Raw genomic sequence first — 21,232 nt, forward strand, 5'->3', positions numbered from 1 at the left:
TCGCCTCCTTACAGACTTGCTTTTTTTGTATGATAGTCTGTTGCTTGCTCAAACGCATGTGCAACGCGGTAAATTGTCGCTTCATCGAAGTGTTTACCAATGATTTGTAGACCAAGTGGCATGTTGTTAGCACCGAATCCACATGGAACTGAAATCGCTGGAACACCCGCTAAGTTTACTGGGATTGTTAAAATGTCATTTGCATACATTGTCATTGGATCGTCAACTTTTTCTCCCACTTTAAATGCCGGAGTTGGTGTTGTTGGTCCAATAATAACATCATAGTTAGCAAATACGTTTTCAAAGTCGTTCTTAATTAATGTACGTACTTGTTGTGCTTTTTTGTAATATGCATCATAGTAACCAGAGCTAAGAGCAAATGTACCAAGCATAATACGACGTTTAACTTCATCACCGAAACCTTCACTACGTGTGTTTTTGTAAAGATCTAATAAGTTATTTACATTATCAGAACGAACACCGTAACGCACGCCATCAAAGCGTGAAAGGTTAGCAGATGCTTCAGAAGAAGATAGTAAGTAATACGTTGCTAGAGCGTATTTAGAGTGTGGAAGAGATACTTCCTCCCAAGTTGCGCCCATACCTTCTAATACTTTTAAAGCAGCTAGTACTGACTCACGAGCTTCTTCGCCAACACCTTCGCCTAAGTATTCTTTCGGTACAGCAATGCGTAAACCTTTAACATCGCCTGTTAAACCAGCTAAATAGTTTCCAACTTCAACATTTGCAGAAGTTGCATCCATGCGGTCAATACCTGAAATAGCTTGTAATAAGTATGCATTGTCTTCTACTGTACGTGTAATCGGTCCGATTTGGTCAAGTGAAGATGCGAATGCTACTAATCCGTAACGAGATACGCGTCCGTAAGTTGGTTTTAAACCTACAACACCGCAATATGCAGCTGGCTGACGGATAGAACCACCCGTATCAGAACCTAGAGAGAATAGTACTTCTCCTGCTGCTACAGCTGCTGCAGAACCACCACTAGATCCGCCTGGAACGTAATCTAAGTTCCATGGGTTTTTCGTAGCGTAGAATCCTGAGTTTTCATTTGAAGAACCCATTGCGAACTCGTCCATGTTTAATTTACCGATTGTAATTGTGTCAGCAGCTTTTAGCTTTTGCACAACTGTCGCATCATAAATTGGATCGAAGTTTGCTAACATTTTGCTCGCACAAGTTGTACGAAGACCGTTAGTTACAATGTTATCTTTTACACCAATTGGCATACCGAATAATAAACCATTATCTTCAGCGCCGATTTTTGCATCTAATTCTTTCGCTTTTGCGCGTGCATTTTCTTCATCTAATTTAAGAAAAGCTTTTACGTTATCTTCAACATCCGCAATACGTTTGTAAGATTCTTCTACTAAATCCGTAACGGAAATTTCTTTGTTGTTTAACTTCTTATGTAACTCTGATACTGAATGATCAAATAATGACATCGAAATTCCCCTCCTCTATTCTAATACTGCTGGAACACGGATTTGATTATCTTTGTGATCCGGTGCATTTTTTAATACTTCTTCAACTGGTAAACCTTTTTCTGGTACATCTTCACGCATAACATTTTTCATAGTTAATACATGAGTTGTTGGTTTTACATCTGTTGTATCTAATTCATTTAACTGTTCTGCAAATGTAACAATTGCATCTAGTTGTTTTTGAAATTTTTCTGCTTCTTGATCAGTAATTGCAAGACGTGCTAAATGTGCTACGTGCTTTACATTCTCAACGGAAATTCTTGACACGGCTAGGCCACCTCCATAATATATCGTTCAATCTACAATACTATTGATGATACCAAATTTTCAGTACTTCAAGCAAGTCAACACAGAGTACTTACGCCATTTTTACATAAAAAAAGAAAGGCAAATGCCTTTCTTTACAATTTACTCTTTATCTAACGGTTTATTTTTTGGAAATCTCTCGTTATCTTCTTCATTATCACGAATTGTTTTTTGTAATACAAAACAAGACATCGTTAAAAATAATGTTCCAATTAAATAGTATCCTTTTACACTAAGCGTTTCATCTAACGTATAAATCCCAATTAGCATACCTGAAAGCGCACAAACAAATGAAGTCCATGCTAAAAATGTGAACGCTTGCGTATTACGTCTTCTCATCGTTCTCCCCCTCGTTAGCTGTATACCCATTATAGATAAGTATATTTACCATGATGGATCTTTATGTAAATTCTAGTTTTATATTTATAAATCTATCATAAAAGAATACTATTTTAAAGAAAGTTTTCTGTCTAATCTGAAAAAACAATTAAAATCATTGACAATTTTTTCTATTCTACATAAAATAAAAATAAATATTACGAACCTCGAAATATACGGGAGTGGAATTAATTGTTGCAATATGAACATTTTTTAGACTTACTGCTAGATAACGCCAAGAAACTTTTCTATCCTGAAGAATGGGTAAGCCTAGATTTAACACTTTCTAAAACAGAAGTATTTTGTTTACTTTGGATGGAACGAAATACAGATATTACAATGACGAAAATTGCTGACCTTCTTGATATACCGATGAGTACAACGACGGGCGTTGTAAATCGCCTTGTAAAAAAGGGATATATTGAGCGCTACCGTGATGAAAACGACCGACGTATTGTATTAATTCGGTTAACAGAAAACGGCGTAATGCTCGTTCAAGAAGTAAAACAAAATGCAGCCCACTACTTTAGCTTAGTGACAGAAGCATTGTCAGAAGAAGAAAAAGCATTCTTACTACAAATCTTCCAAAAGATTATGAATCACATTGCTACGTCACAGCAAAAAACAGAAGAAAAAGTTTCTACACCTAAAATGAAAAACATTCCGATTGAATAAAACCCTATCTGGGTTTTTATTCAATCATTTACTTCGACACTCGTAATATTCGATATTCGAAACAAAGGAGATATGAATGATGAGAATTATTTTGTATACAGGTAAAGGCGGCGTAGGAAAAACTAGCATTTCAGCAGCAACAGCAATTCAAAGCGCAAAACAAGGATTAAAAACTTTAGTCATGAGTACAGATCCCGCTCATAGTTTAGGAGATTCATTTGGTATAAAGCTATCTTCTGAGCCATTAGAAATTCGTGAAAATTTGTGGGCACAAGAAATTAATACGATTTATGAGATGGAAAAAGGATGGGGAAAATTACAGAAATATATTACACTACTCTTCACTTCCAAAGCAGCCGATGATATTACAACAGAAGAATTAACGATGTTTCCTGGTATGGAAGATTTAATTAGCTTACCTCGCGTACTCGATTATTATAAACAAAACACATATGATGTTATCATTATTGATTGTGCTCCAACAGGAGAAACATTAGCAATGCTAAGCTTTCCAGACATGCTCGGCTGGTGGATGGAAAAATTGTTTCCTATTAAAAGAAAAGTTTTAAAAGTCGTTCGTCCTGTAGCTCAACCACTCCTTGGTGTCCCTCTTCCAACCGATGATATTATGGACGAATTAACAAATACACTTGAACAGCTCGGAGAAATGAGAGATATTTTATCAAACCGAGAAGTAACAAGTATCCGCATCGTTGTAAATCCTGAAAAAATGGTCATTAAAGAAGCTCAGCGTAGCTTTACTTATTTAAATTTATACGATTATAACGTAGATGCCATTATGATTAATCGCGTCATCCCTAACACTGTCACCGATCCTTATTTTCAGGCATGGAAAGATACACAGAAGAAATATAAAACATTAATTCAAGATAGTTTTGATCCACTTCCTATTTACGAAGCTCCAATGTTTGAACAAGAAGTTGTTGGTTTACCTATGTTAGAGCGTGTAGGAGATGCTTTATTTAAAACTGATCATTGTCCTACTGAAGTGAAATTTAACGGCCGCACACAATATGTAAGAAAAGATGGCGATGATTATATTTTCATTCTTTCTATTCCCTTCTCAAACAAAAGTGAACTTTCATTAAATCAAAAAGGTGATGAGCTAATTATTCGAGCTGGCTCTGTGAAACGAAATATTACATTGCCAAAAACGTTAACACACCTTTCTATTCAAGGGGCAAAATTTGAAGAAGATATACTAAACATTCGGTTTGGAGGTGTAGTGCATGCATGAGGAACTACTACGAAGGGTAATTCGTACAAAAGTAAAAGTCGGGATGCATATATTAGAAGAGCTACCTAATCCAATCCAGCAATCAGCTAAGCAAATATTAAATATTTTGCAAGAGGAGCTAGCTGCTTATCCGAAAGAACGAGATCATCATGAAGTTAATTTAAAAAATATCATAATTGAATAACTATCTCTGTATAGAGGGCCTTTTTTAGGCTTTCTATACTTTATTGGAGTGATGTAAGTTGATGAAAAAGCATTCCACTACTATACTCTGGATCATTCCCTTATTATTTTTCATTCATAACCTTGAAGAAGCTTTCCAAATGCCACAATATCTTGCTAATCAATTTTCAATCCGTCTTATAACTAGCCAACAATTTTTCATTGCCATTTCCGTATTAACAATCTTTGTATTACTTATCGTCTTTCTATATCAACTTAACTTCTTGTCTTCTATATGCTGGATTATTTTTATACAAGGGGCCATCTTCTTTAACTCTGTTCAACATATTATTTTGTTTTTCATTTATCGCTCCTATAACCCCGGCGTAATATCAGCATTTTTCATTACTCTCTTTTCTATTTTCTTTTTTTTATCCAAAAAACACTTAATTCATCAAAAGCAATTCGTAATTACACTCCTTTTCAGCTTATTTTCTTATCCCATTATAATTTGGATTACCTTACTGTTCGCTAGCTATTTTCATTTATAAAAAAAGACCAGGAAAACTCCTGGTCCATTACTCTACTTAACAAACATTGGATTCTACGTTATACAAAATTGGAAGGTACAGAATTAGGGTTTGTTTGTTAAGTTTATATGTTGAACGAACTAACAGCGGAGGGGTTCCTTCTGTTAGTCCATTAAACCCAATAATTATTTTACGATTTTTTCAAGCTCCTCAAGTGAAAGATCTACTGAAATTGAACCATCATTTGTTTCTTTCTTAATTGCATCTGTTACTTCTTTTGAATGGTATAATTCAATTACTTTTTTCAGTGTTGGATCATCTTTATCTTTCGTACGAGCTGCGAAAATATTAATATAAGGCTTCGCATTTTCATTCTTTGGATCTTCTAAGAAAATAGGATCCTTCGCTGGATCTAATCCAGCTTGACCAGCAACACCGTTATTAATAACTGATGCCGCTACATCTTTTAACACACGAGGTGTTTGCTGTGCGATAACCGGTGTAATTTTTAATTTCTTCGGATTTTCAGCAATACCACTTGGATCTCCAAATAGACCAAAATCCTTTTTCAGCTTTAATAATCCAGCTGCATCAAGAAGTTTTAATGCACGTGCTTGGTTCGTTGGATCGTTTGGAATTGCAATTTCTGAACCATCTGGGATTTCATTTGATTTCTTATATTTTTCAGAGTATAAACCCATTGGTGCAATTTGTGTTGTACCAACAGCTGTAATATCTAACTTATGTTCCTTTTTAAATTGCTCTAAGAACGCAATATGCTGGAATGAGTTTAGTTCAATATCTCCATCAGCTAACGCTTTATTTGGCGTTGTGTAATCAGAGAACTCAATCAGTTTAACTTTAATCCCTTCTTTTTCAGCTTTTCCCTTTACAATTTCCCAAGCGTTTCCATCCGTTCCAGTTACACCAATGCGAACTGTTTTCTCTTTTGCTCCTGCACCCGTGTCTCCACTTGAGCAGCCGCTTAATGCTGAGACTCCTACAATCGCTGATAATGCAAATGCTAAAATTTTCTTCATTTTCTTTTCCTCTCTTCCTTTTTATGATCTGCGTAACAAGACTTTCGCAAAGTAATTTCCTAAATTTTGAGCTATCTGTACGAGAATAATAAGTAACACGACCGTTACGAACATAACTGATGTATCAAAACGTTGATAACCATATGTCATTGCTAAATCACCAAGACCGCCACCACCGACAAGCCCAGCAACTGCAGAAAATTCAATTAAACTAACTGTCATAAATGTGACACCTAAGATTAATGGCGCTAACGCTTCTGGTACAAGGATTTCAAAAACGATTCTAATTGGCGAGGCGCCCATTGCTTGTGCTGCCTCAATTACTCCTTTCGGAACGGAAACAAGGTTTGTTTCAACCATTCTAGCAATACCAATTGATGCGACTAACGTCATCGGGAAAATTGCCGCTGCTGTTCCAATCGTCGTTCCGATAACACTTCTCGTTAGTGGACTTAAAGCTACTAAAAAGATAATGAATGGTACCGGACGAATTGTATTAATTATGATGTTAAGAATAGAAAAGACCCATTTATTTTCTAAAAAGTTTCCTTTTCTCGTTATATATAAAAGTAAACCTAGAGGTATACCAAGAATTGTAGCTAATATAAGGGTTACAATTACCATTAAGAGGGTATCCCCCGTCGCATCTAGTATGCGCGGCCAAAATATACTCCAATCAACTCGCATGAGCTTCTACCTCCTTCAGCTGCACTTGCAGTCTTAGATGTTGTAATGCTTTTTGAATTTCCCTCTGCTCCCCTTGCAACTCTACAAGAAGATTTCCAAATAGCACATTTTGAAGTTCAATAATATTTCCGTACAGTACATTTACATCGACGTTATAGTTTTTTGCGATATATGATAGTACCGGCTGTCCTGTCTCCTCACCAGTAAATGTTAGACGATAAATTTGACCACCATTTTGAATTTTCGCTAGAACACTTTCCGGTAAATGATCATTAATGACAGAACGTACAAAGTTTTGAGTCGTCTTTGTTTTTGGTTGCGTGAAAACATCAAACAGTTTTCCTTCTTCAATAACTTTTCCCTTCTCCATTACAGCTACACGGTGACAAATTTCTTTCACAACATGCATTTCATGTGTAATAAGAAGAATTGTTAAATTGTATTCTCTATTTACTTTCTTTAATAAGTTTAGAATTTCTGTCGTTGTTTCTGGATCTAAGGCTGATGTTGCCTCATCACATATAAGAATATCTGGCGATGTCGCAAGTGCTCTAGCAATGCCTACACGTTGCTTTTGTCCACCTGATAGCTGCTCTGGGTAATAGTTTGCTTTATCTTCTAACCCTACAAACTTCAGCAGTTCATTTACTCTTTCTTTTATCTCATTCTTTGGTACTTTCGCTAACTTTAATGGATAAGCAATATTTCCAAATACTGTTCTTGAATTAAATAAATTAAAACTTTGAAAGATCATTCCGATTCTTTGTCTTAGTTTACGTAATTCTTTCGTCGATAATGATGTAATATCTTTATCATCTATTGAAATCGTTCCTGCCGTCGGTCTCTCTAACATATTTACTAGGCGTAATAACGTACTCTTTCCAGCGCCACTAAAACCGATAATGCCAAAAATTTCGCCTTTCTCAACTGATAATGTTACATCCTCTACCGCATGAACAGATTGCCCAGCTGATTCATACACTTTACTTACATTGTTAAAAGAAATCATTTTTTCCCCTCCTATATGCTGTAAAAACTTGAAGTAGAGCTTTCGAGGTAAAATAAAAAGTGCTCTCCTTCTTATCAACCATAAAGATAAGAAGGAGAGCACTTATATGTACTCGTTCACATCTTCTCATCTTCCAAGCCTTTATATGGCTTGCTGGAGTTAGCACGGTATTAAAAAAACCCGTTGCTGAGGTATCGTAGGGCCAGTCCCTCCACCTCTCTGGATAAGAATGTATCGATTTAATTGTCGTTTAATTAATTCTCATTATAGAACTCAGAATAATAAGGGTCAATACATTTTTTAGAAAAACATTAATTATTCCTTTATTAAAATTTTCAGATGAAAATTCATGAGAAAATAGTAACTTTCAAGGTTATTTAAAATTCTTCTTCCTCATATTTTTAAACAGGAGAATCCTCTCTACGAATTGAATAAATTTATTTGAATATGAAACTCGGAGGAAGATAAATATATGAAAACAGCTCTTTTACTCGTCGATATTCAAAACGATTATTTTCCAAATGGAAAGATGGAATTGCGTAATCCAGTAGAAGCAAGCGAATATGCTAATCAGTTATTACAACACTTTAGAACAAACAGCGAACCTATTCTTCATATCCAACACGTAGCTATAAAAGATGACGCTACTTTTTTCCTACCTAATACAGAAGGTGTACATATTCACGAAAGCGTACGTCCACTTAGAGAAGAAACAGTTATAGTCAAACATTATCCAAATAGCTTCCGAGAAACTAATCTTCTAGAGCAATTAAAACGTTTAAATATTGAACATGTCGTTGTATGTGGGATGATGACTCATATGTGTATCGATGCTACAGTAAGGGCTGCATTCGATTTTGGCTTTCAATGTACCGTTATACATGATGCTTGTGCTACAAAAGACCTGTCTTTTAAGAACGCTACTATACCAGCTGTTTACATTCACAATACAATTTTAGCTAGTTTAAATGGCGTATATGCAAATGTAATAAGCACGCAAGAATTTTTAGCTACATAAAAAAACACTCCTTTCAGTGAGCAAAACCGAAAGGAGTGTTCCTTGTCGAACCATAGATTTTCTTTCAAATTGTATTATACAGGAAATTCTCAAAATGAATACTAAAAAATATGACTAATAAGTCAACTTTTCTCATCATTTTATTTCTGTTCACATGTTTATCCCGCTATTAATAGGTTTTAGCTCATTCCCTTCGAACGATGGTAATATATAGGATTTCAATTTTAAAAGGAGCTCTTCACATTCTGTGAAGAGCTCCTCTACTATTTCTTATAAAGTTTCAGAAGTAGTTTTTGCTTGCATGTGAAGTGCTAAGTAATCAGGTCCACCAGCTTTAGAGTCTGTACCAGACATGTTAAAGCCACCGAATGGTTGGTAACCTACGATTGCACCAGTACATCCACGGTTGAAGTATAAGTTACCAACGTGGAAGTCTTCGCGTGCTTTTTCAATATGGTCACGGTTGTTAGTAATAACAGCACCTGTTAAACCGTATTCCGTATTATTTGCAATTGCAAGTGCATGATCGAAGTCTTTCGCTTTACAGAATGCTACTACTGGTCCGAAGATTTCTTCTTTCATTAAGCGAGCATCTTCTGCAACGTCAGCAACGATTGTTGGTTGGATGAACCAACCTTTAGAATCGTCTCCTTCGCCACCTGCTAAGATTCTACCTTCTTCTTTACCAATTGCAACATAGCTCATTACTTTATCGAATGCAGCTTGGTCATTAACAGGACCCATGTTTGTACCTAATACTGCTGGGTTAGCAACTGTTAATTCTTTTGTTAATTCAACAGCACGATTTAATACATGATCATATACATCTTCATGGATTACTGCACGAGAACATGCAGAACATTTTTGTCCTGAGAATCCGAATGCTGATGCAACGATAGACTTAGCTGCTAATTCAAGATCTGCTTCTTTATCAACAACGATTGTATCTTTACCGCCCATTTCAGCGATAACGCGTTTTAACCAAATTTGTCCTGGGTTTACTTTCGCTGCACGCTCATAGATGCGGATACCTACATCACGAGATCCCGTGAAGCTTACGAAACGTGTACGAGGATGATCTACTAAGTAGTCACCAACTTCAGAACCGTTACCTGGAACGAAGTTTACTACGCCAGCTGGTAAGCCAGCTTCTTCTAATACTTCCATAAATTTCGCTGCTACTACAGGAGTTGTACTAGCTGGTTTTAGTAATACTGTGTTACCAGAAACTAAAGCAGCTGTTGTCATACCTGCCATAATTGCGAATGGGAAGTTCCAAGGAGAAATGATAACACCTACTCCTAATGGAATGTAAGAGAAACGATTATATTCAATTGGACGGCTTTCTACTGGAATACCGTCTTTTAATTTTAACATTTGACGACCATAATATTCCATAAAGTCGATTGCTTCTGCTGTATCAGCATCTGCCTCATTCCATGGCTTACCTGCTTCTTTTACAAGAATAGCAGAGAATTCATGTTTTCTGCGACGAACGATTGCTGCAGCACGGAATAAAATGTCTGCACGCATTTCTGGCTTTGATTTTCTCCAAGTTTGGAATGTTTCATCCGCTACTTGCATTGCTTTTTCAGCTAACTCACGGCTTGCTTTTGAAACACGACCAACAAGTTCCTCTTTATTTGCAGGGTTTACAGAAACAATTTTGTCTTCTGTAGTGATTTTTTCTCCCCCAATAATTAATGGATAGTCTTGTCCAAGATAAGATTCTACTTTCTTTAAACCTTCTTCAAACGCTAATTTGTTAGCCTCCACTGAAAAATCTGTAAATGGCTCATGTTTGTATGCTACTACCATTTTTTTTAGCCTCCCCTTAGAAAAACGTTTACATTTTACAACATTATTCTACACGATAATTTAGATTTATTCAAATATTCCTAGACTTATATTTTAAAAATTAATAAATTTTTAAAATATAATAAAAAAAAGAGATTCATACATGCGTATGAATCTACAAAATATGAGTATATTCCAAAACATTTTTCCCGATCAATAATATAGTAACTAATAAAAATAAAGTCCTTACATATCCAACACCTTTTTGAACCGCAAACTTCGATCCAAAATAAGCACCTAAGATCATTGATAATCCCATGATAATACCGTATTCAAAATGAATTATATCTAAAAATAAAAAAGTAATTAAAGATACAATATTACTAACAAAGTTCAAAAGTTTTCCAGATGCTGCCGCTTGAATAAAATCCAAGCCAATTAATAAAAATGCAAAAATTAAAAACGATCCTGTCCCTGGTCCAAAAAATCCATCATAAAATCCTATCATTAAAATAGCAAAGAAAAATATTAATGTTTTTCTTTGCGTCATCTTCTTATAGGTAGACACACTTCCCCAATTCTTTTTTGCAATAATATAAATAGCAATAAATACCAACATCACAAGTACTAATGGGCGTAAAATATCCGGTGGAATAAATTTTACTACTAAAGCACCTGCAACAGCTCCAACAATAGTTAACGGGATTAACTTTCCTACAATTTTAAAATCAACTTTTCCTGATCGAATAAAATACATCGCACTCGTAAACGTCCCCATTGTTGCCGCTAATTTATTCGTTGCAATTGCCGAAGCTGGCGATAAGCCAACAAACATAAGCGCAGGAAGCGAAATTAACCCTCCTCCTCCAACAACGGAATCAATAAAAGCTGCTAAAAAACCGAATGCAATTAATAAAATAATGACTTGAAAACTTAATTCTTCCATGAGCTTTACCCCTTACCCCTATTTTTTACAACATTTTAAATTATAACAAAATTACATAAGAAAAAAAGCTGTTCCATAGAGGAACAGCCTTCATATTTAATCTAAAATCTTCACAAGTGGTTCATCTTGTTTTGCTTCACGTATAATAATAGCTTCTGGGCGTTCTACAGATTTAATCGTTACTTGTACTTTCATATAATTCGGGAAGTATTCCATAACAAGCCCTGCCACATATTGTGTAAAACCAACTATTTCAGCTTTTCCATTAAACTGGACAGGAATATCAAGCTTCATTTCTCTTAATTCATCATCTCTATACATACCAGTACCAATAACAGCTGTATAGTCGCCTTGGAAATAATCGCTTAGTTTTGCCTTAAAGTTGGATACTCTTGCAAGGTCTTCACGTTTATTATCTGTTTTCGCTTGCTCTGATGGGAACAAATAATATTTTTCATTAATTTGTTGCCAATCTTCAACCGTTTCACTACCTTTTTCGGCATTTGCATAAGAAACAAAGTTACCTGGCACGAGCGAAGACTTTGGAGCTTGACGATAAATCGCAAATGTTATTGGAATATTTTTGGTTTCAGGTTCTTTTTGATGTATGACTTTCAAAATTTCTTGCGCCATTTTTTTCCCTTCAGCTAACATCTTTTCATCCGGGATTGCAGCTTCACGTGGATAACCATGCTCTTCGTTAAAATATTGAACAGAATTCATTGCTAATCCAACTACCATACCAACGCGTTCCTCGCCGTTATCGCCTTTTTTCACATAATAATCATGCTCTAAAATATTTGAAATATATATTGGATTTTTTTTATTTTTCACTTCTAGTGATTCGGATCCTGTTCCTAATGCAGGGTTTAATCCTATATTAGGAAATTTAACTGCATCTTTTTTTAATTTGTCCTCTAGTTCCTTTTGTTCAGCATCTGTACGTTTTCTTTTAACAAGCATCTGTATAGTTTGAGTATCTAGAGCTTTTCCGCCTTTTAAAAAATTATCTTTCGTACTAAATGATTCTTTTGCAATTCGCATTAACCCTGTTTCAAATTCATCTATATCAAGACGACTATTTAACCCTTGCACCACTAAACCACGTGCATTTCCACCATCAAATGGAATAGTCGTCTTATAATATTCATCCGAAATAGCGTATTTTGGAACAACTGATTGTTCTTTTGCTTTCCCCGATTTCTCAGCCACTTTTTCATCTTTGTCGGCACCTGCACTACACCCACTTACAAGTAGGCCAAGGCTTAATACCGCTAATGCTATTTTTTTCATGGTAAGTTTGCACCTCTTACTTATTTAGCTCTTGTAAGAACCTCTCTTCATTCCAAACCTCAACATTATGTTTCTCCGCTTGTGCTAATTTCGAACCAGCCGCTTCACCTGCAACAACTAAATCCGTACTCTTACTAACACTTCCCGTTACTTTTCCACCTAATGCCTCAATCTTCTTCTTCGCTTCACTTCGCCCCATAACTTCTAGCTTACCTGTTAAAACAACCGTTTTTCCTGCGAAGTAAGATTCAACATTTTGTAAATCTGCAATTTTTATACCTTTGTATGTCATATTCACGCCATACTCTTTAAACTGCTGTAATAACTCTAATACATCTTCATTATCAAAATATGTCACAACAGATTGAGCCATTTTTTCGCCAATTTCATTAATTGCTTTTAGTTCTTCTTCCGTTGCTTTTACAAGCTCATCCATCGTTTCAAAGTGCTCTGCAAATGTACGTGCTGCTTTCGCTCCAACGTGGCGAATTCCAAGACCAAATAATAATCGCTCTAACGAGTTTTCTTTAGAATTTTCAATTGCTTGTATTAAGTTTGTTGCTGATTTTTCACCAAAACGTTCTAACTGTAATAATTGCTCTTTCGTCAATGCATATAAATCAGCAAATGTACGAATGTAATCAGCATCAAAGAGTTGTGTAATGACACGTTCTCCAAGTCCATCAATATTCATTGCATTTCTTGAAACGAAATGGATTAACCCTTCTCGAATTTGAGCAGGACAAGTTGGATTTATACAACGAAGTGCTACTTCTTCTTCTAAACGAACAAGTTCACTCTCACATGCTGGACAATGAGTTGGCATGCGGTATTCTTCTTCCTCACCAGTACGCTTATCAAAAATAACGTTCACAACTTCAGGAATAATATCTCCAGCCTTCTTCACAACAACGTAGTCACCAATTCGAATGTCTTTTTCACGAATTAAATCCTCGTTATGTAAAGAAGCACGACGAACAATCGTACCAGCAACTCTCACTGGCTCTAGTTCTGCAGTCGGTGTTACAACTCCTGTTCGGCCAACACTTAATTCAATGCCTGTTAATCTCGTTACAACTTCTTCAGCCGGGAATTTATAAGCAATCGCCCATCTTGGACTCTTCGCTGTAGTTCCTAGACTTTCTTGAAGGGCAACATCATCTACTTTTATAACAATTCCATCAATCTCATAATCAAGATGCGGACGTTTTTCTTGCCATTCTTCTACATAAGCTATAACTTCTTCAATTGTTTCACATGTACGGCGATTTGGATTTGTCTTAAATCCAAGTTCACCTAAGAAATCAAGCGATTCACTATGTGATGGAATTGTTTTTTCTTCTACATTCGCAAGACCATACACAAACATAGATAAGTTACGCTTCGCTGCAATTTTCGGATCAAGTTGACGTATTGAACCTGCTGCTGCATTACGCGGATTCGCAAATACATCTTCTCCATTTTGCTCTTTTTCTTCATTTAGTTTAACGAATGAACGCTTCGGCATATAAGCTTCGCCTCGTGCTTCTAACGTTACTTCTTCATTTAAACGAAGTGGGATAGCTTTAATCGTTTTTAAATTTTGAGTAATATCTTCACCCGTTACACCATCACCACGTGTCGCCCCTTGAATGAAGCGTCCTTTTTCATAATGAAGCGAAACGGCAAGCCCGTCAATTTTTAATTCACATATATATCTTACATTCGCACCATCAATTCCTTGACGTACTCTTCTGTCGAAATCACGTAAATCTCCTTCGTTAAATGCATTTCCTAAACTTAACATTGGTGACTTATGTGTTACTTTTTCAAATATATCAAGAACAGTCCCCCCAACGCGAACGGAGGGAGAATCTTCACTCATAAACTCTGGGTTCTCTGCTTCTAATTTTATAAGCTCCTGCATATTACGGTCATATTCCGCATCAGAAACAGAAGGATTGTCTAATACGTGATATTGATAGTTAAATGTATTTAATAAATCACGCAGTTCTTCTATACGTTTTTTTGCTATCTCTTTTGACATATCCTCATTCCTTTCTATTGTTTCGTCACAGGTGCAAATTTTGCTAACAAACGTTTAACACCAATTGGGCTTGGGAATGCAATATCTAATTCTTTTGCATCACCTTCACCTTTTACACTTACAACTGTACCGACTCCCCATTTTTGGTGGGAAGCTTTATCTCCTACTGCCCAGCCAATTTGTTCGCCGCCTGTCGTCTTAGCTGCAGGGCGCGCGAAAGCTGAACGAGAGCGTGTTGTCGTTGTGATTGTCGTTTTGCCGCTACTTGCCGTTCTGCCTTTTGCACCAAACGATGTTTCACGCTTTGGCGCTGTTTCATTTAATGATTCCACTAGTTCTGTCGGGATTTCTGTAATGAATCGAGACGCAGCGTTCATACTTGTTCTACCAAATAAAGTACGCATTTGCGCGTTAGATAAATATAGCTCTTCTTCTGCACGGGTAATACCTACATAAGCAAGACGACGTTCTTCTTGCATTTCATCCTCTTCCATAAGAGAACGAGTATGAGGGAATATCCCCTCCTCTAAGCCAACAATAAAGACAACCGGGAACTCTAATCCTTTGGCTGAGTGCATCGTCATTAAAATAACTTCTTCACCAGCAGTTGGGTCTTCATCTACACGATCAATATCAGCAACAAGTGCTAAATCTGTTAAGAATGCAACAAGGCTCTTATCTTCGCTTTGAGATTCAAATGTTTGCGTAACAGATAAGAACTCGTCTAAGTTTTCTAAACGACCTTCCGCTTCTAAAGAACGTTCATTTTTCAACATATCGCGATAGCCTGTTTTTTCAATAACTTCTTCTACTAATTCTGTAACAGATAAATACTCTTGCATATTTACCCAGTTATTTAATAAATTCGCAAATTCTTTTACTGCCTTTGTAATTTTTGCACTTACTCCAACATGCTCAATTTCATCAAATACAGCAGTTAATGAAATTCCGTTTTGCACACCGTAATTAATAATTTTATCGATAGAAGTCGCACCAATACCACGCTTTGGCATGTTAATAATACGTGCAAAACTAATTTCATCATCTGGATTACCGATTAAACGTAAGTACGCCAAAATATCTTTAATCTCTTTACGATCGTAGAACTTCGTACCTCCGACAATTTTGTACGGAATGTTAGATTTAAGGAAAATCTCCTCGACCATACGAGACTGAGCATTCGTACGATATAACACTGCAAAATCAGTATATTTTCGTTTCCCCATTTGAATATCGTCACGAATTTTTTTCGCAACAAAATACGCTTCGTCCTTTTCAGTTGCAGCACGATAATACGAGATTTTACTTCCAACTTGATTGTCTGTCCATAATTTCTTCGGCTTACGATTCGTATTTTTTTCAATAACAGCATTCGCTGCATTTAAAATATTTTGTGACGAACGATAGTTTTGTTCTAACAAAATTACTTGTGCATTCTCATAGTCTTTTTCGAACGACAAAATGTTAGAAATATCTGCACCACGCCAGCGATAAATAGACTGGTCAGAGTCACCTACAACGCAAAGATTTTTAAAACGCGCTGCCAAATGTTTAACAAGAAGATATTGCGCTTTGTTCGTATCTTGATACTCATCAACGTGAATATATTGGAACTTACGCTGATAAAACTCTAATACTTCTGGAACACGTTCAAATAACTGAATCGTGGTCATAATTAAATCATCAAAGTCTAATGAATTATTTTTCAAAAGACGTTTTTGATACTCTGTGTATACATCGCTCGTTAATTTTTCATATGGATCAGCCATTGTAATTTTTTTTGCATATTTATCCGCAGATAACAGTTCATTTTTCGCATTACTAATACCCGCTAAAATAAAGCGCGGCTCAAATTTCTTCGGATCAATATTGCGCTCTTTCATAATTTTTTTGACTACAGTTAGCTGATCGCCTGAATCTAAGATTGTAAAGTTACGATTAATACCAATACGATCGATATCCCGTCGTAAAATACGTACACACATAGAGTGGAACGTCGAAATCCAAATATCTTCTGCTTCTGGTCCCACAAGTGTATCAATACGCTCACGCATTTCACGAGCTGCTTTATTTGTGAAGGTAATAGCTAGTACATTCCATGGTGCTACACCTTTTTCACCAAGTAAATACGCAATACGATGTGTTAACACACGTGTCTTACCACTACCTGCACCTGCCATTAATAGAAGTGGTCCATTCGTTGTTTGGACTGCTTTTTGTTGCTGTGGATTTAAACCGTTTAATAATCTATCTGTCATACTCATATACGCCTGCACCTACTCTCCTTTTACTGCTTTAACTGTTTTTAACGCCAATTTTATATCATCATAAATAATATTTCCAACAACTACTGTATCAGCATATTGTGCCATTTCTTTCGCCTGTTCTGCATTAGAAATACCACCGCCATAGTATAACTTAGCTTGTTTCAATTCTGCTTTTACATTTTTAACAAGTTCAACATCTCCATACGTACCGCTATATTCTAAATAAAATATCGGTAAATGTAATAACTTGTCTGCTAAACGAGCATATGCAATAACGTCATCTTCTGTTAAATCACATTTCGCTTCTGTAAGCTGGGCTACTTTCGCTTCTGGATTTAAAACACAATACCCTTCCATAAAAATTTCGTCCCAGTCCATAATATCCCCAAATTCTTTCAATGCCTCATGATGAACACCTGTTACCCATTCTACTTTTCGGCTATTTAAAACACTTGGGATGTAATAAAAATCAAATCCTGGTGTAATTGCTTCTACATCAGAAACCTCTAATACACAAGGAACTGCATATCTACGAATGCTAACTAGCATGTGTAATACGTTATCAATTGTAACTCCATCACTTCCGCCTACAATAACCGCATCAGTTCCAGACTCACAAATCATTTCTAAATGTTCATCGCTTAACTCATTATTTGGATCAAGCTTAAATACATGTTTCCATCCGGAAATATCGTACATGAAAACACCCTTCCTTTTCTCTAGTTATATATATTTCTGTTCAAAATAACAGTTTATTTTCATCATTATTGTTTTAACTTCATCTTAAATATTTGTTTAAAACGGAGAATTAAGTTTGGAATTACCTCTTCCATATTTTTTAAACTAGAGGATTTAATTTTGAAGTTCCTTTTATGCATTCTTTCATTATAACAAAAAAAGTTACTTACACACACGCACATTCCAACATCTTTTTCCACGTCAAATGTTGGATTACATATCCCAAAAATCAAACGGGATACTAATAAAAGAAATAGTATTATCTATTTCAACTTTCATAAAAAGGAGTGTTTTTCTAATGAAGCAAAATATCGGGACAATAAACGCTCTAATTCGAATTACACTTGGGCTTGTCCTCTTCGGATGTAGTGCAACTAAACTTGTACGCAAGCCGTGGTGCACTTGGTCTAACATTTTTCTATGGATTGGTGCAATGAAAGTTGCAGAAGGAATTGTTCGTTTCTGCCCTGTTGTTGAAATGTGGAAATTCGGAAAATACATGAATATGGGGGCATTTAAAATGCCTAGCATGAATTTTGCTGAAAAAGGACATGCTAAAGAAGAAGTGAATCAAACTTCCACTCATGACAAGCCAAAGTCAAAAGGAAGTTATGACGCTTCTGACAAAGAGATTGAGTCAGCGATTGAAAATATAATCCTGGCAAAACCGCTTTGAATCATTTGTCACGATGCAAGATGCTCTCAAAGGGACTTAGCTGCTGCAGTGGGCGGTTAAGTCTTCTTTATTTTACCATAAAACAGAACGTACATTCTCTTTTTCGGCCTTAAAATGTATATAAAAGATATCAATCAATAAAATTCAGAAAATTAGATGCATACCTCTTGCTTAAAATGATATAAAAGTGATATCATTTTTATATCAGGAGGCGATCATATGAAAGAAAAACAAGTATTTTATGTAAATGGTTTTCTCGGTATTATTGGAATTTTGATTTTAGCTGCTATCGGTGTATTTTTCCTTGCACAAGAAATTTTCATAGGAGCGGCACTAACTATTATATTAGCCGCAGTTCTCGCTACAGGTATCGGTATTGTTCAACCGAATCAAGCGAAGGTTATTACGTTCTTCGGTAATTATTTAGGAACAATTCGTCAAAACGGTTTATTTTTAACGATTCCGTTCGCATTCCGTCAAACTGTATCTTTACGTGTTGAAAACTTTAACAGTAAAAAATTAAAAGTAAATGACGTTGATGGAAATCCAATTGAAATTGCAGCTGTTATCGTATATAAAGTTGTTGATTCTGCAAAAGCAATGTTTGGTGTTGAACATTATGATCGATTTGTAGAAATTCAAAGCGAAACGGCAATCCGCCATGTTGCAACAAAATATCCTTATGACAATTTCCAAGATGAAACCTGCGTTACGTTACGCGGAAATACTGAAGAAATCTCTGAAGAATTAAAACGTGAATTAGAGGCGCGTCTTGAAATTGCTGGTGTAGAAGTATTAGAAACTCGTTTAACGCACTTAGCTTACGCAACAGAAATTGCCCATGCAATGCTACAACGCCAGCAAGCAAAAGCAGTATTAGCTGCTAGAAAAGAAATTGTTGAAGGTGCTGTGAAGATGGCGAAAGATTCCATCCATATGTTAGATGAAGAAGGCGTACTAGAACTCGATGACGAGCGTAAAGCAAATATGGTAAACAACTTATTAGTTGCCATCGTTTCAGATAAAGGTGCGCAACCAGTTATTAATACAGGAAGCCTATACTAAGGGCTATAAGTAATTATGGCTAAAAAGAAAAGCTTTCCATTACGTATTGATCCTGAATTACACGCAGTCATCGAAAAATGGGCAAATGATGAATTTCGTAGCGTCAATGCACACATCGAGTATTTACTTCGAGAAATGGCAAAGCAAAAAGGGAAATTAAAAAAAGATAAAGATGCATAAAAAATCCCGCTGATTCCTCAGCGGGATTTTTACATATTAACTTTTCGTCATCTCATGCCCAATTGCACGATATCCTATATCACTTCGATAAAATAGACCATCACTCTCAATTTTACCGATTTCTTTATATACTTTATCTTTTGCTTCTTGTAAACTATTTGCCTTACAAGCAACAAATAATACACGGCCACCGTTCGTTACAAAGTCCCCATGTTTCATTGCTGTACCTGCATGGAAAACAATCACATCTTGCAGTGCATCTAGTCCACTAATAATATCACCTTTTTTATATGCTTCTGGATATCCTTTAGAAGCAAGTACAACACCGATTACAGCTTCTTCTGACCATTGTAACGTTAGTTCACTTTCATCTAATACAGCGTTACATACGTCAACTAAATCATTTTCTAAGCGAGGTAATACAACTTCTGTTTCAGGATCACCGAAGCGTGCATTAAATTCAATTACCTTCGGACCATCATTTGTTAAAATAAGACCTGCGTATAAAATACCTGTAAACGAACGGTTTTCTGCAATCATCGCCTTAGCAGTTGGATGTAATACGGTTTGAATCGCTTCTTGAACTGCTGATTCTGGAATTTGTGGTACTGGAGAATATGCACCCATTCCGCCCGTATTTGGACCTTTATCACCATCAAAAGCTCTTTTATGATCTTGGGCGATTACCATTGGATGTACAGTTGTTCCATTCACGAATGCCATTAATGAAAATTCTTGTCCATCTAAAAACTCTTCAATAACGACCTTCTTACTTGCCGCGCCGAATTTCACATCTTGTAGCATTTCTTTCACAGCTTGTAATGCCTCTTCAAGCGTCATTGCTACCGTTACCCCTTTACCCGCAGCTAGGCCGTCAGCTTTAATAACGATTGGTGCACCAACTTTTTGAATGTACTGTACTGCTTCTTCATAATCTGTAAAAGTTTCGTACGCCGCAGTTGGAATATCATACTTTTTCATAAGCTCTTTTGTAAAAGCTTTACTACCTTCAATAACAGCAGCCGCTTTATTCGGACCAAATACGCGAAGTCCCTCTTCTTTAAAACAATCAACAATTCCATTCATAAGCGGAATTTCTGGTCCAACGAAAGTTAACTCAACATTATTCTCTTTGGCAAATAAAACTAATGCATCAAAATCATTTTCATCAATATCAACTGGTGTTGCAACATCTCTCATACCTTCATTACCTGGTGCTACATATACCTTTTCTACTTTTTCAGATTGTGCAAACTTCCAAGCTAAAGCATGCTCACGCCCACCGCGGCCAATTACTAAAACATTCATATTTCATCCCCCAATAATTAAATAAGTACAAACTAGAAGCTATGCTCCTAGTTTGCTTTTTCATATCAATAAAAGGTTATCTTGACCGGACTTTTTAAACATCCATATCAATAAAGGTTTAAAAAGGAGGATTAAGAGAACCGAGCAGGTCTAGGCGCATTTGCCAGGAGGACACGGAGTGTAGCTTTCCTACATGAGTACCGCACTGGCGATGCAACGACGACATACGAAGGTTATCTTAACCGGATTTTTTAAATATCCATATCAATAAAGGTTTAAAAAGGAGGATTAAGAGAACCGAGCAGGTCTAGGCGCATTTGCCAGGAGGACACGGAGTGTAGCTTTCCTACATGAGTACCGCACTGGCG

General features: G+C 36.1%; 20 protein-coding genes, 1 pseudogene and 1 riboswitch. Of the genes and pseudogenes, 8 read left to right on the plus strand and 13 right to left on the minus strand.

The window, feature by feature from the left end; all coding sequences use genetic code 11:
- Positions 1-8: 8 nt before the first annotated feature.
- The 3 genes from gatA to MR168_RS08910 all read right to left on the minus strand — a co-directional run bounded on the left by gatA (position 9) and on the right by MR168_RS08910 (position 2,150).
- Positions 9-1,466 (minus strand): Asp-tRNA(Asn)/Glu-tRNA(Gln) amidotransferase subunit GatA, encoded by a 1,458-nt coding sequence (gatA, locus tag MR168_RS08900; protein WP_086412631.1) that lies wholly within the window; start codon positions 1,464-1,466, stop codon positions 9-11.
- 15 nt (positions 1,467-1,481) lie between these two features.
- Positions 1,482-1,772: an Asp-tRNA(Asn)/Glu-tRNA(Gln) amidotransferase subunit GatC gene (gene gatC, locus MR168_RS08905; protein ID WP_000086999.1), complete on the minus strand. Its 291-nt coding sequence runs from the start codon at positions 1,770-1,772 to the stop codon at positions 1,482-1,484.
- A 141-nt stretch (positions 1,773-1,913) separates the two neighbouring features.
- On the minus strand, positions 1,914-2,150 hold the full coding sequence (locus tag MR168_RS08910) for a YiaA/YiaB family inner membrane protein (RefSeq protein ID WP_001254393.1): 237 nt from the start codon (positions 2,148-2,150) through the stop codon (positions 1,914-1,916).
- Positions 2,151-2,381: 231 nt separating this feature from the next.
- On the opposite strand from MR168_RS08910, the gene MR168_RS08915 reads away from it, so the two are divergent.
- From MR168_RS08915 to MR168_RS08930, 4 genes are all read left to right on the plus strand, one after another.
- Positions 2,382-2,864 (plus strand): MarR family winged helix-turn-helix transcriptional regulator, encoded by a 483-nt coding sequence (locus MR168_RS08915; RefSeq protein WP_000942482.1) that lies wholly within the window; start codon positions 2,382-2,384, stop codon positions 2,862-2,864.
- 76 nt (positions 2,865-2,940) lie between these two features.
- On the plus strand, positions 2,941-4,122 hold the full coding sequence (locus MR168_RS08920) for an ArsA family ATPase (RefSeq protein WP_086412630.1): 1,182 nt from the start codon (positions 2,941-2,943) through the stop codon (positions 4,120-4,122).
- The gene (locus tag MR168_RS08925; protein ID WP_000544106.1) at positions 4,115-4,306 is read left to right on the plus strand and encodes a DUF3926 domain-containing protein; all 192 of its coding nucleotides are present in this window, start codon (positions 4,115-4,117) and stop codon (positions 4,304-4,306) included. Before MR168_RS08920 ends, MR168_RS08925 begins: the two co-directional genes overlap by 8 nt.
- Positions 4,307-4,367: 61 nt before the next feature.
- Positions 4,368-4,835 (plus strand): HXXEE domain-containing protein, encoded by a 468-nt coding sequence (locus tag MR168_RS08930; protein ID WP_140159423.1) that lies wholly within the window; start codon positions 4,368-4,370, stop codon positions 4,833-4,835.
- Between the two features lie 164 nt (positions 4,836-4,999).
- Here MR168_RS08930 and MR168_RS08935 read toward each other — a convergent pair whose 3' ends face one another.
- The 3 genes from MR168_RS08935 to MR168_RS08945 are packed head-to-tail and all read right to left on the minus strand — an operon-like array spanning position 5,000 to position 7,550.
- Positions 5,000-5,854, minus strand: a complete 855-nt coding sequence (locus MR168_RS08935; protein WP_016121503.1) for a MetQ/NlpA family ABC transporter substrate-binding protein — start codon at positions 5,852-5,854, stop codon at positions 5,000-5,002.
- Positions 5,855-5,875: 21 nt separating this feature from the next.
- Positions 5,876-6,541, minus strand: a complete 666-nt coding sequence (locus tag MR168_RS08940) for a methionine ABC transporter permease (protein ID WP_086412628.1) — start codon at positions 6,539-6,541, stop codon at positions 5,876-5,878.
- Positions 6,531-7,550 carry a methionine ABC transporter ATP-binding protein gene (locus MR168_RS08945; RefSeq protein ID WP_000622969.1) on the minus strand — a complete coding sequence of 340 codons (1,020 nt, stop codon included), beginning with the start codon at positions 7,548-7,550 and terminating at the stop codon, positions 6,531-6,533. Before MR168_RS08945 ends, MR168_RS08940 begins: the two co-directional genes overlap by 11 nt.
- A gap of 123 nt (positions 7,551-7,673) precedes the next feature.
- A riboswitch (SAM riboswitch) is annotated at positions 7,674-7,780 on the minus strand.
- A gap of 242 nt (positions 7,781-8,022) precedes the next feature.
- Here MR168_RS08945 and MR168_RS08950 point away from each other — a divergent pair.
- Positions 8,023-8,588: pseudogene (locus tag MR168_RS08950) on the plus strand (cysteine hydrolase family protein).
- A gap of 250 nt (positions 8,589-8,838) precedes the next feature.
- Here MR168_RS08950 and pruA read toward each other — a convergent pair.
- The 6 genes from pruA to pcrB all read right to left on the minus strand — a co-directional run bounded on the left by pruA (position 8,839) and on the right by pcrB (position 17,596).
- A complete protein-coding gene (gene pruA, locus MR168_RS08955) occupies positions 8,839-10,386 on the minus strand; it encodes an L-glutamate gamma-semialdehyde dehydrogenase (RefSeq protein WP_000259555.1) in 1,548 nt (515 codons plus the stop codon).
- A gap of 154 nt (positions 10,387-10,540) precedes the next feature.
- On the minus strand, positions 10,541-11,311 hold the full coding sequence (locus MR168_RS08960; RefSeq protein WP_000391974.1) for a TSUP family transporter: 771 nt from the start codon (positions 11,309-11,311) through the stop codon (positions 10,541-10,543).
- A 96-nt stretch (positions 11,312-11,407) separates the two neighbouring features.
- On the minus strand, positions 11,408-12,604 hold the full coding sequence (locus MR168_RS08965; RefSeq protein ID WP_000717030.1) for a CamS family sex pheromone protein: 1,197 nt from the start codon (positions 12,602-12,604) through the stop codon (positions 11,408-11,410).
- A gap of 16 nt (positions 12,605-12,620) precedes the next feature.
- Positions 12,621-14,630, minus strand: coding sequence for an NAD-dependent DNA ligase LigA (ligA, locus tag MR168_RS08970; RefSeq protein WP_000031450.1), 2,010 nt, complete (start codon positions 14,628-14,630; stop codon positions 12,621-12,623).
- 14 nt (positions 14,631-14,644) lie between these two features.
- The gene (gene pcrA / locus MR168_RS08975) at positions 14,645-16,894 is read right to left on the minus strand and encodes a DNA helicase PcrA (RefSeq protein WP_140159421.1); all 2,250 of its coding nucleotides are present in this window, start codon (positions 16,892-16,894) and stop codon (positions 14,645-14,647) included.
- 12 nt (positions 16,895-16,906) lie between these two features.
- Positions 16,907-17,596 carry a heptaprenylglyceryl phosphate synthase gene (gene pcrB / locus MR168_RS08980; RefSeq protein WP_086412626.1) on the minus strand — a complete coding sequence of 230 codons (690 nt, stop codon included), beginning with the start codon at positions 17,594-17,596 and terminating at the stop codon, positions 16,907-16,909.
- Positions 17,597-17,933: 337 nt separating this feature from the next.
- On the opposite strand from pcrB, the gene MR168_RS08985 reads away from it, so the two are divergent.
- The 3 genes from MR168_RS08985 (at position 17,934) to MR168_RS08995 (ending at position 19,556) form a co-directional block, all read left to right on the plus strand.
- On the plus strand, positions 17,934-18,311 hold the full coding sequence (locus MR168_RS08985; protein WP_000812346.1) for a YgaP family membrane protein: 378 nt from the start codon (positions 17,934-17,936) through the stop codon (positions 18,309-18,311).
- A 219-nt stretch (positions 18,312-18,530) separates the two neighbouring features.
- Positions 18,531-19,376, plus strand: coding sequence for an SPFH domain-containing protein (locus MR168_RS08990; RefSeq protein WP_000660669.1), 846 nt, complete (start codon positions 18,531-18,533; stop codon positions 19,374-19,376).
- 15 nt (positions 19,377-19,391) lie between these two features.
- A complete protein-coding gene (locus MR168_RS08995; RefSeq protein WP_001085171.1) occupies positions 19,392-19,556 on the plus strand; it encodes a type II toxin-antitoxin system antitoxin in 165 nt (54 codons plus the stop codon).
- Positions 19,557-19,592: 36 nt separating this feature from the next.
- Here MR168_RS08995 and purD read toward each other — a convergent pair whose 3' ends face one another.
- A complete protein-coding gene (gene purD / locus MR168_RS09000; RefSeq protein ID WP_048657235.1) occupies positions 19,593-20,864 on the minus strand; it encodes a phosphoribosylamine--glycine ligase in 1,272 nt (423 codons plus the stop codon).
- Positions 20,865-21,232: the final 368 nt, after the last annotated feature.

Origin of the sequence: Bacillus cereus group sp. BfR-BA-01356, assembly GCF_022663635.1 — a bacterium.
GTDB classification, from domain to species: domain Bacteria; phylum Bacillota; class Bacilli; order Bacillales; family Bacillaceae_G; genus Bacillus_A; species Bacillus_A cereus.

Coding starts and splice junctions, on each gene's coding strand:
- MR168_RS08985 (WP_000812346.1), top strand. CDS start 17,934: ATGAAGCAAAATATCGGGACAATAAACGCTCTAATTCGAATTACACTT.
- MR168_RS08995 (WP_001085171.1), top strand. CDS start 19,392: ATGGCTAAAAAGAAAAGCTTTCCATTACGTATTGATCCTGAATTACAC.
- MR168_RS08930 (WP_140159423.1), top strand. CDS start 4,368: ATGAAAAAGCATTCCACTACTATACTCTGGATCATTCCCTTATTATTT.
- MR168_RS08910 (WP_001254393.1), bottom strand. CDS start 2,150: ATGAGAAGACGTAATACGCAAGCGTTCACATTTTTAGCATGGACTTCA.
- gatA (WP_086412631.1), bottom strand. CDS start 1,466: ATGTCATTATTTGATCATTCAGTATCAGAGTTACATAAGAAGTTAAAC.
- pcrA (WP_140159421.1), bottom strand. CDS start 16,894: ATGAGTATGACAGATAGATTATTAAACGGTTTAAATCCACAGCAACAA.
- MR168_RS08920 (WP_086412630.1), top strand. CDS start 2,941: ATGATGAGAATTATTTTGTATACAGGTAAAGGCGGCGTAGGAAAAACT.
- MR168_RS08990 (WP_000660669.1), top strand. CDS start 18,531: ATGAAAGAAAAACAAGTATTTTATGTAAATGGTTTTCTCGGTATTATT.
- purD (WP_048657235.1), bottom strand. CDS start 20,864: ATGAATGTTTTAGTAATTGGCCGCGGTGGGCGTGAGCATGCTTTAGCT.
- MR168_RS08965 (WP_000717030.1), bottom strand. CDS start 12,604: ATGAAAAAAATAGCATTAGCGGTATTAAGCCTTGGCCTACTTGTAAGT.
- MR168_RS08945 (WP_000622969.1), bottom strand. CDS start 7,550: ATGATTTCTTTTAACAATGTAAGTAAAGTGTATGAATCAGCTGGGCAA.
- pcrB (WP_086412626.1), bottom strand. CDS start 17,596: ATGTACGATATTTCCGGATGGAAACATGTATTTAAGCTTGATCCAAAT.
- pruA (WP_000259555.1), bottom strand. CDS start 10,386: ATGGTAGTAGCATACAAACATGAGCCATTTACAGATTTTTCAGTGGAG.
- MR168_RS08940 (WP_086412628.1), bottom strand. CDS start 6,541: ATGCGAGTTGATTGGAGTATATTTTGGCCGCGCATACTAGATGCGACG.
- ligA (WP_000031450.1), bottom strand. CDS start 14,630: ATGTCAAAAGAGATAGCAAAAAAACGTATAGAAGAACTGCGTGATTTA.
- MR168_RS08960 (WP_000391974.1), bottom strand. CDS start 11,311: ATGGAAGAATTAAGTTTTCAAGTCATTATTTTATTAATTGCATTCGGT.
- MR168_RS08935 (WP_016121503.1), bottom strand. CDS start 5,854: ATGAAGAAAATTTTAGCATTTGCATTATCAGCGATTGTAGGAGTCTCA.
- MR168_RS08925 (WP_000544106.1), top strand. CDS start 4,115: ATGCATGAGGAACTACTACGAAGGGTAATTCGTACAAAAGTAAAAGTC.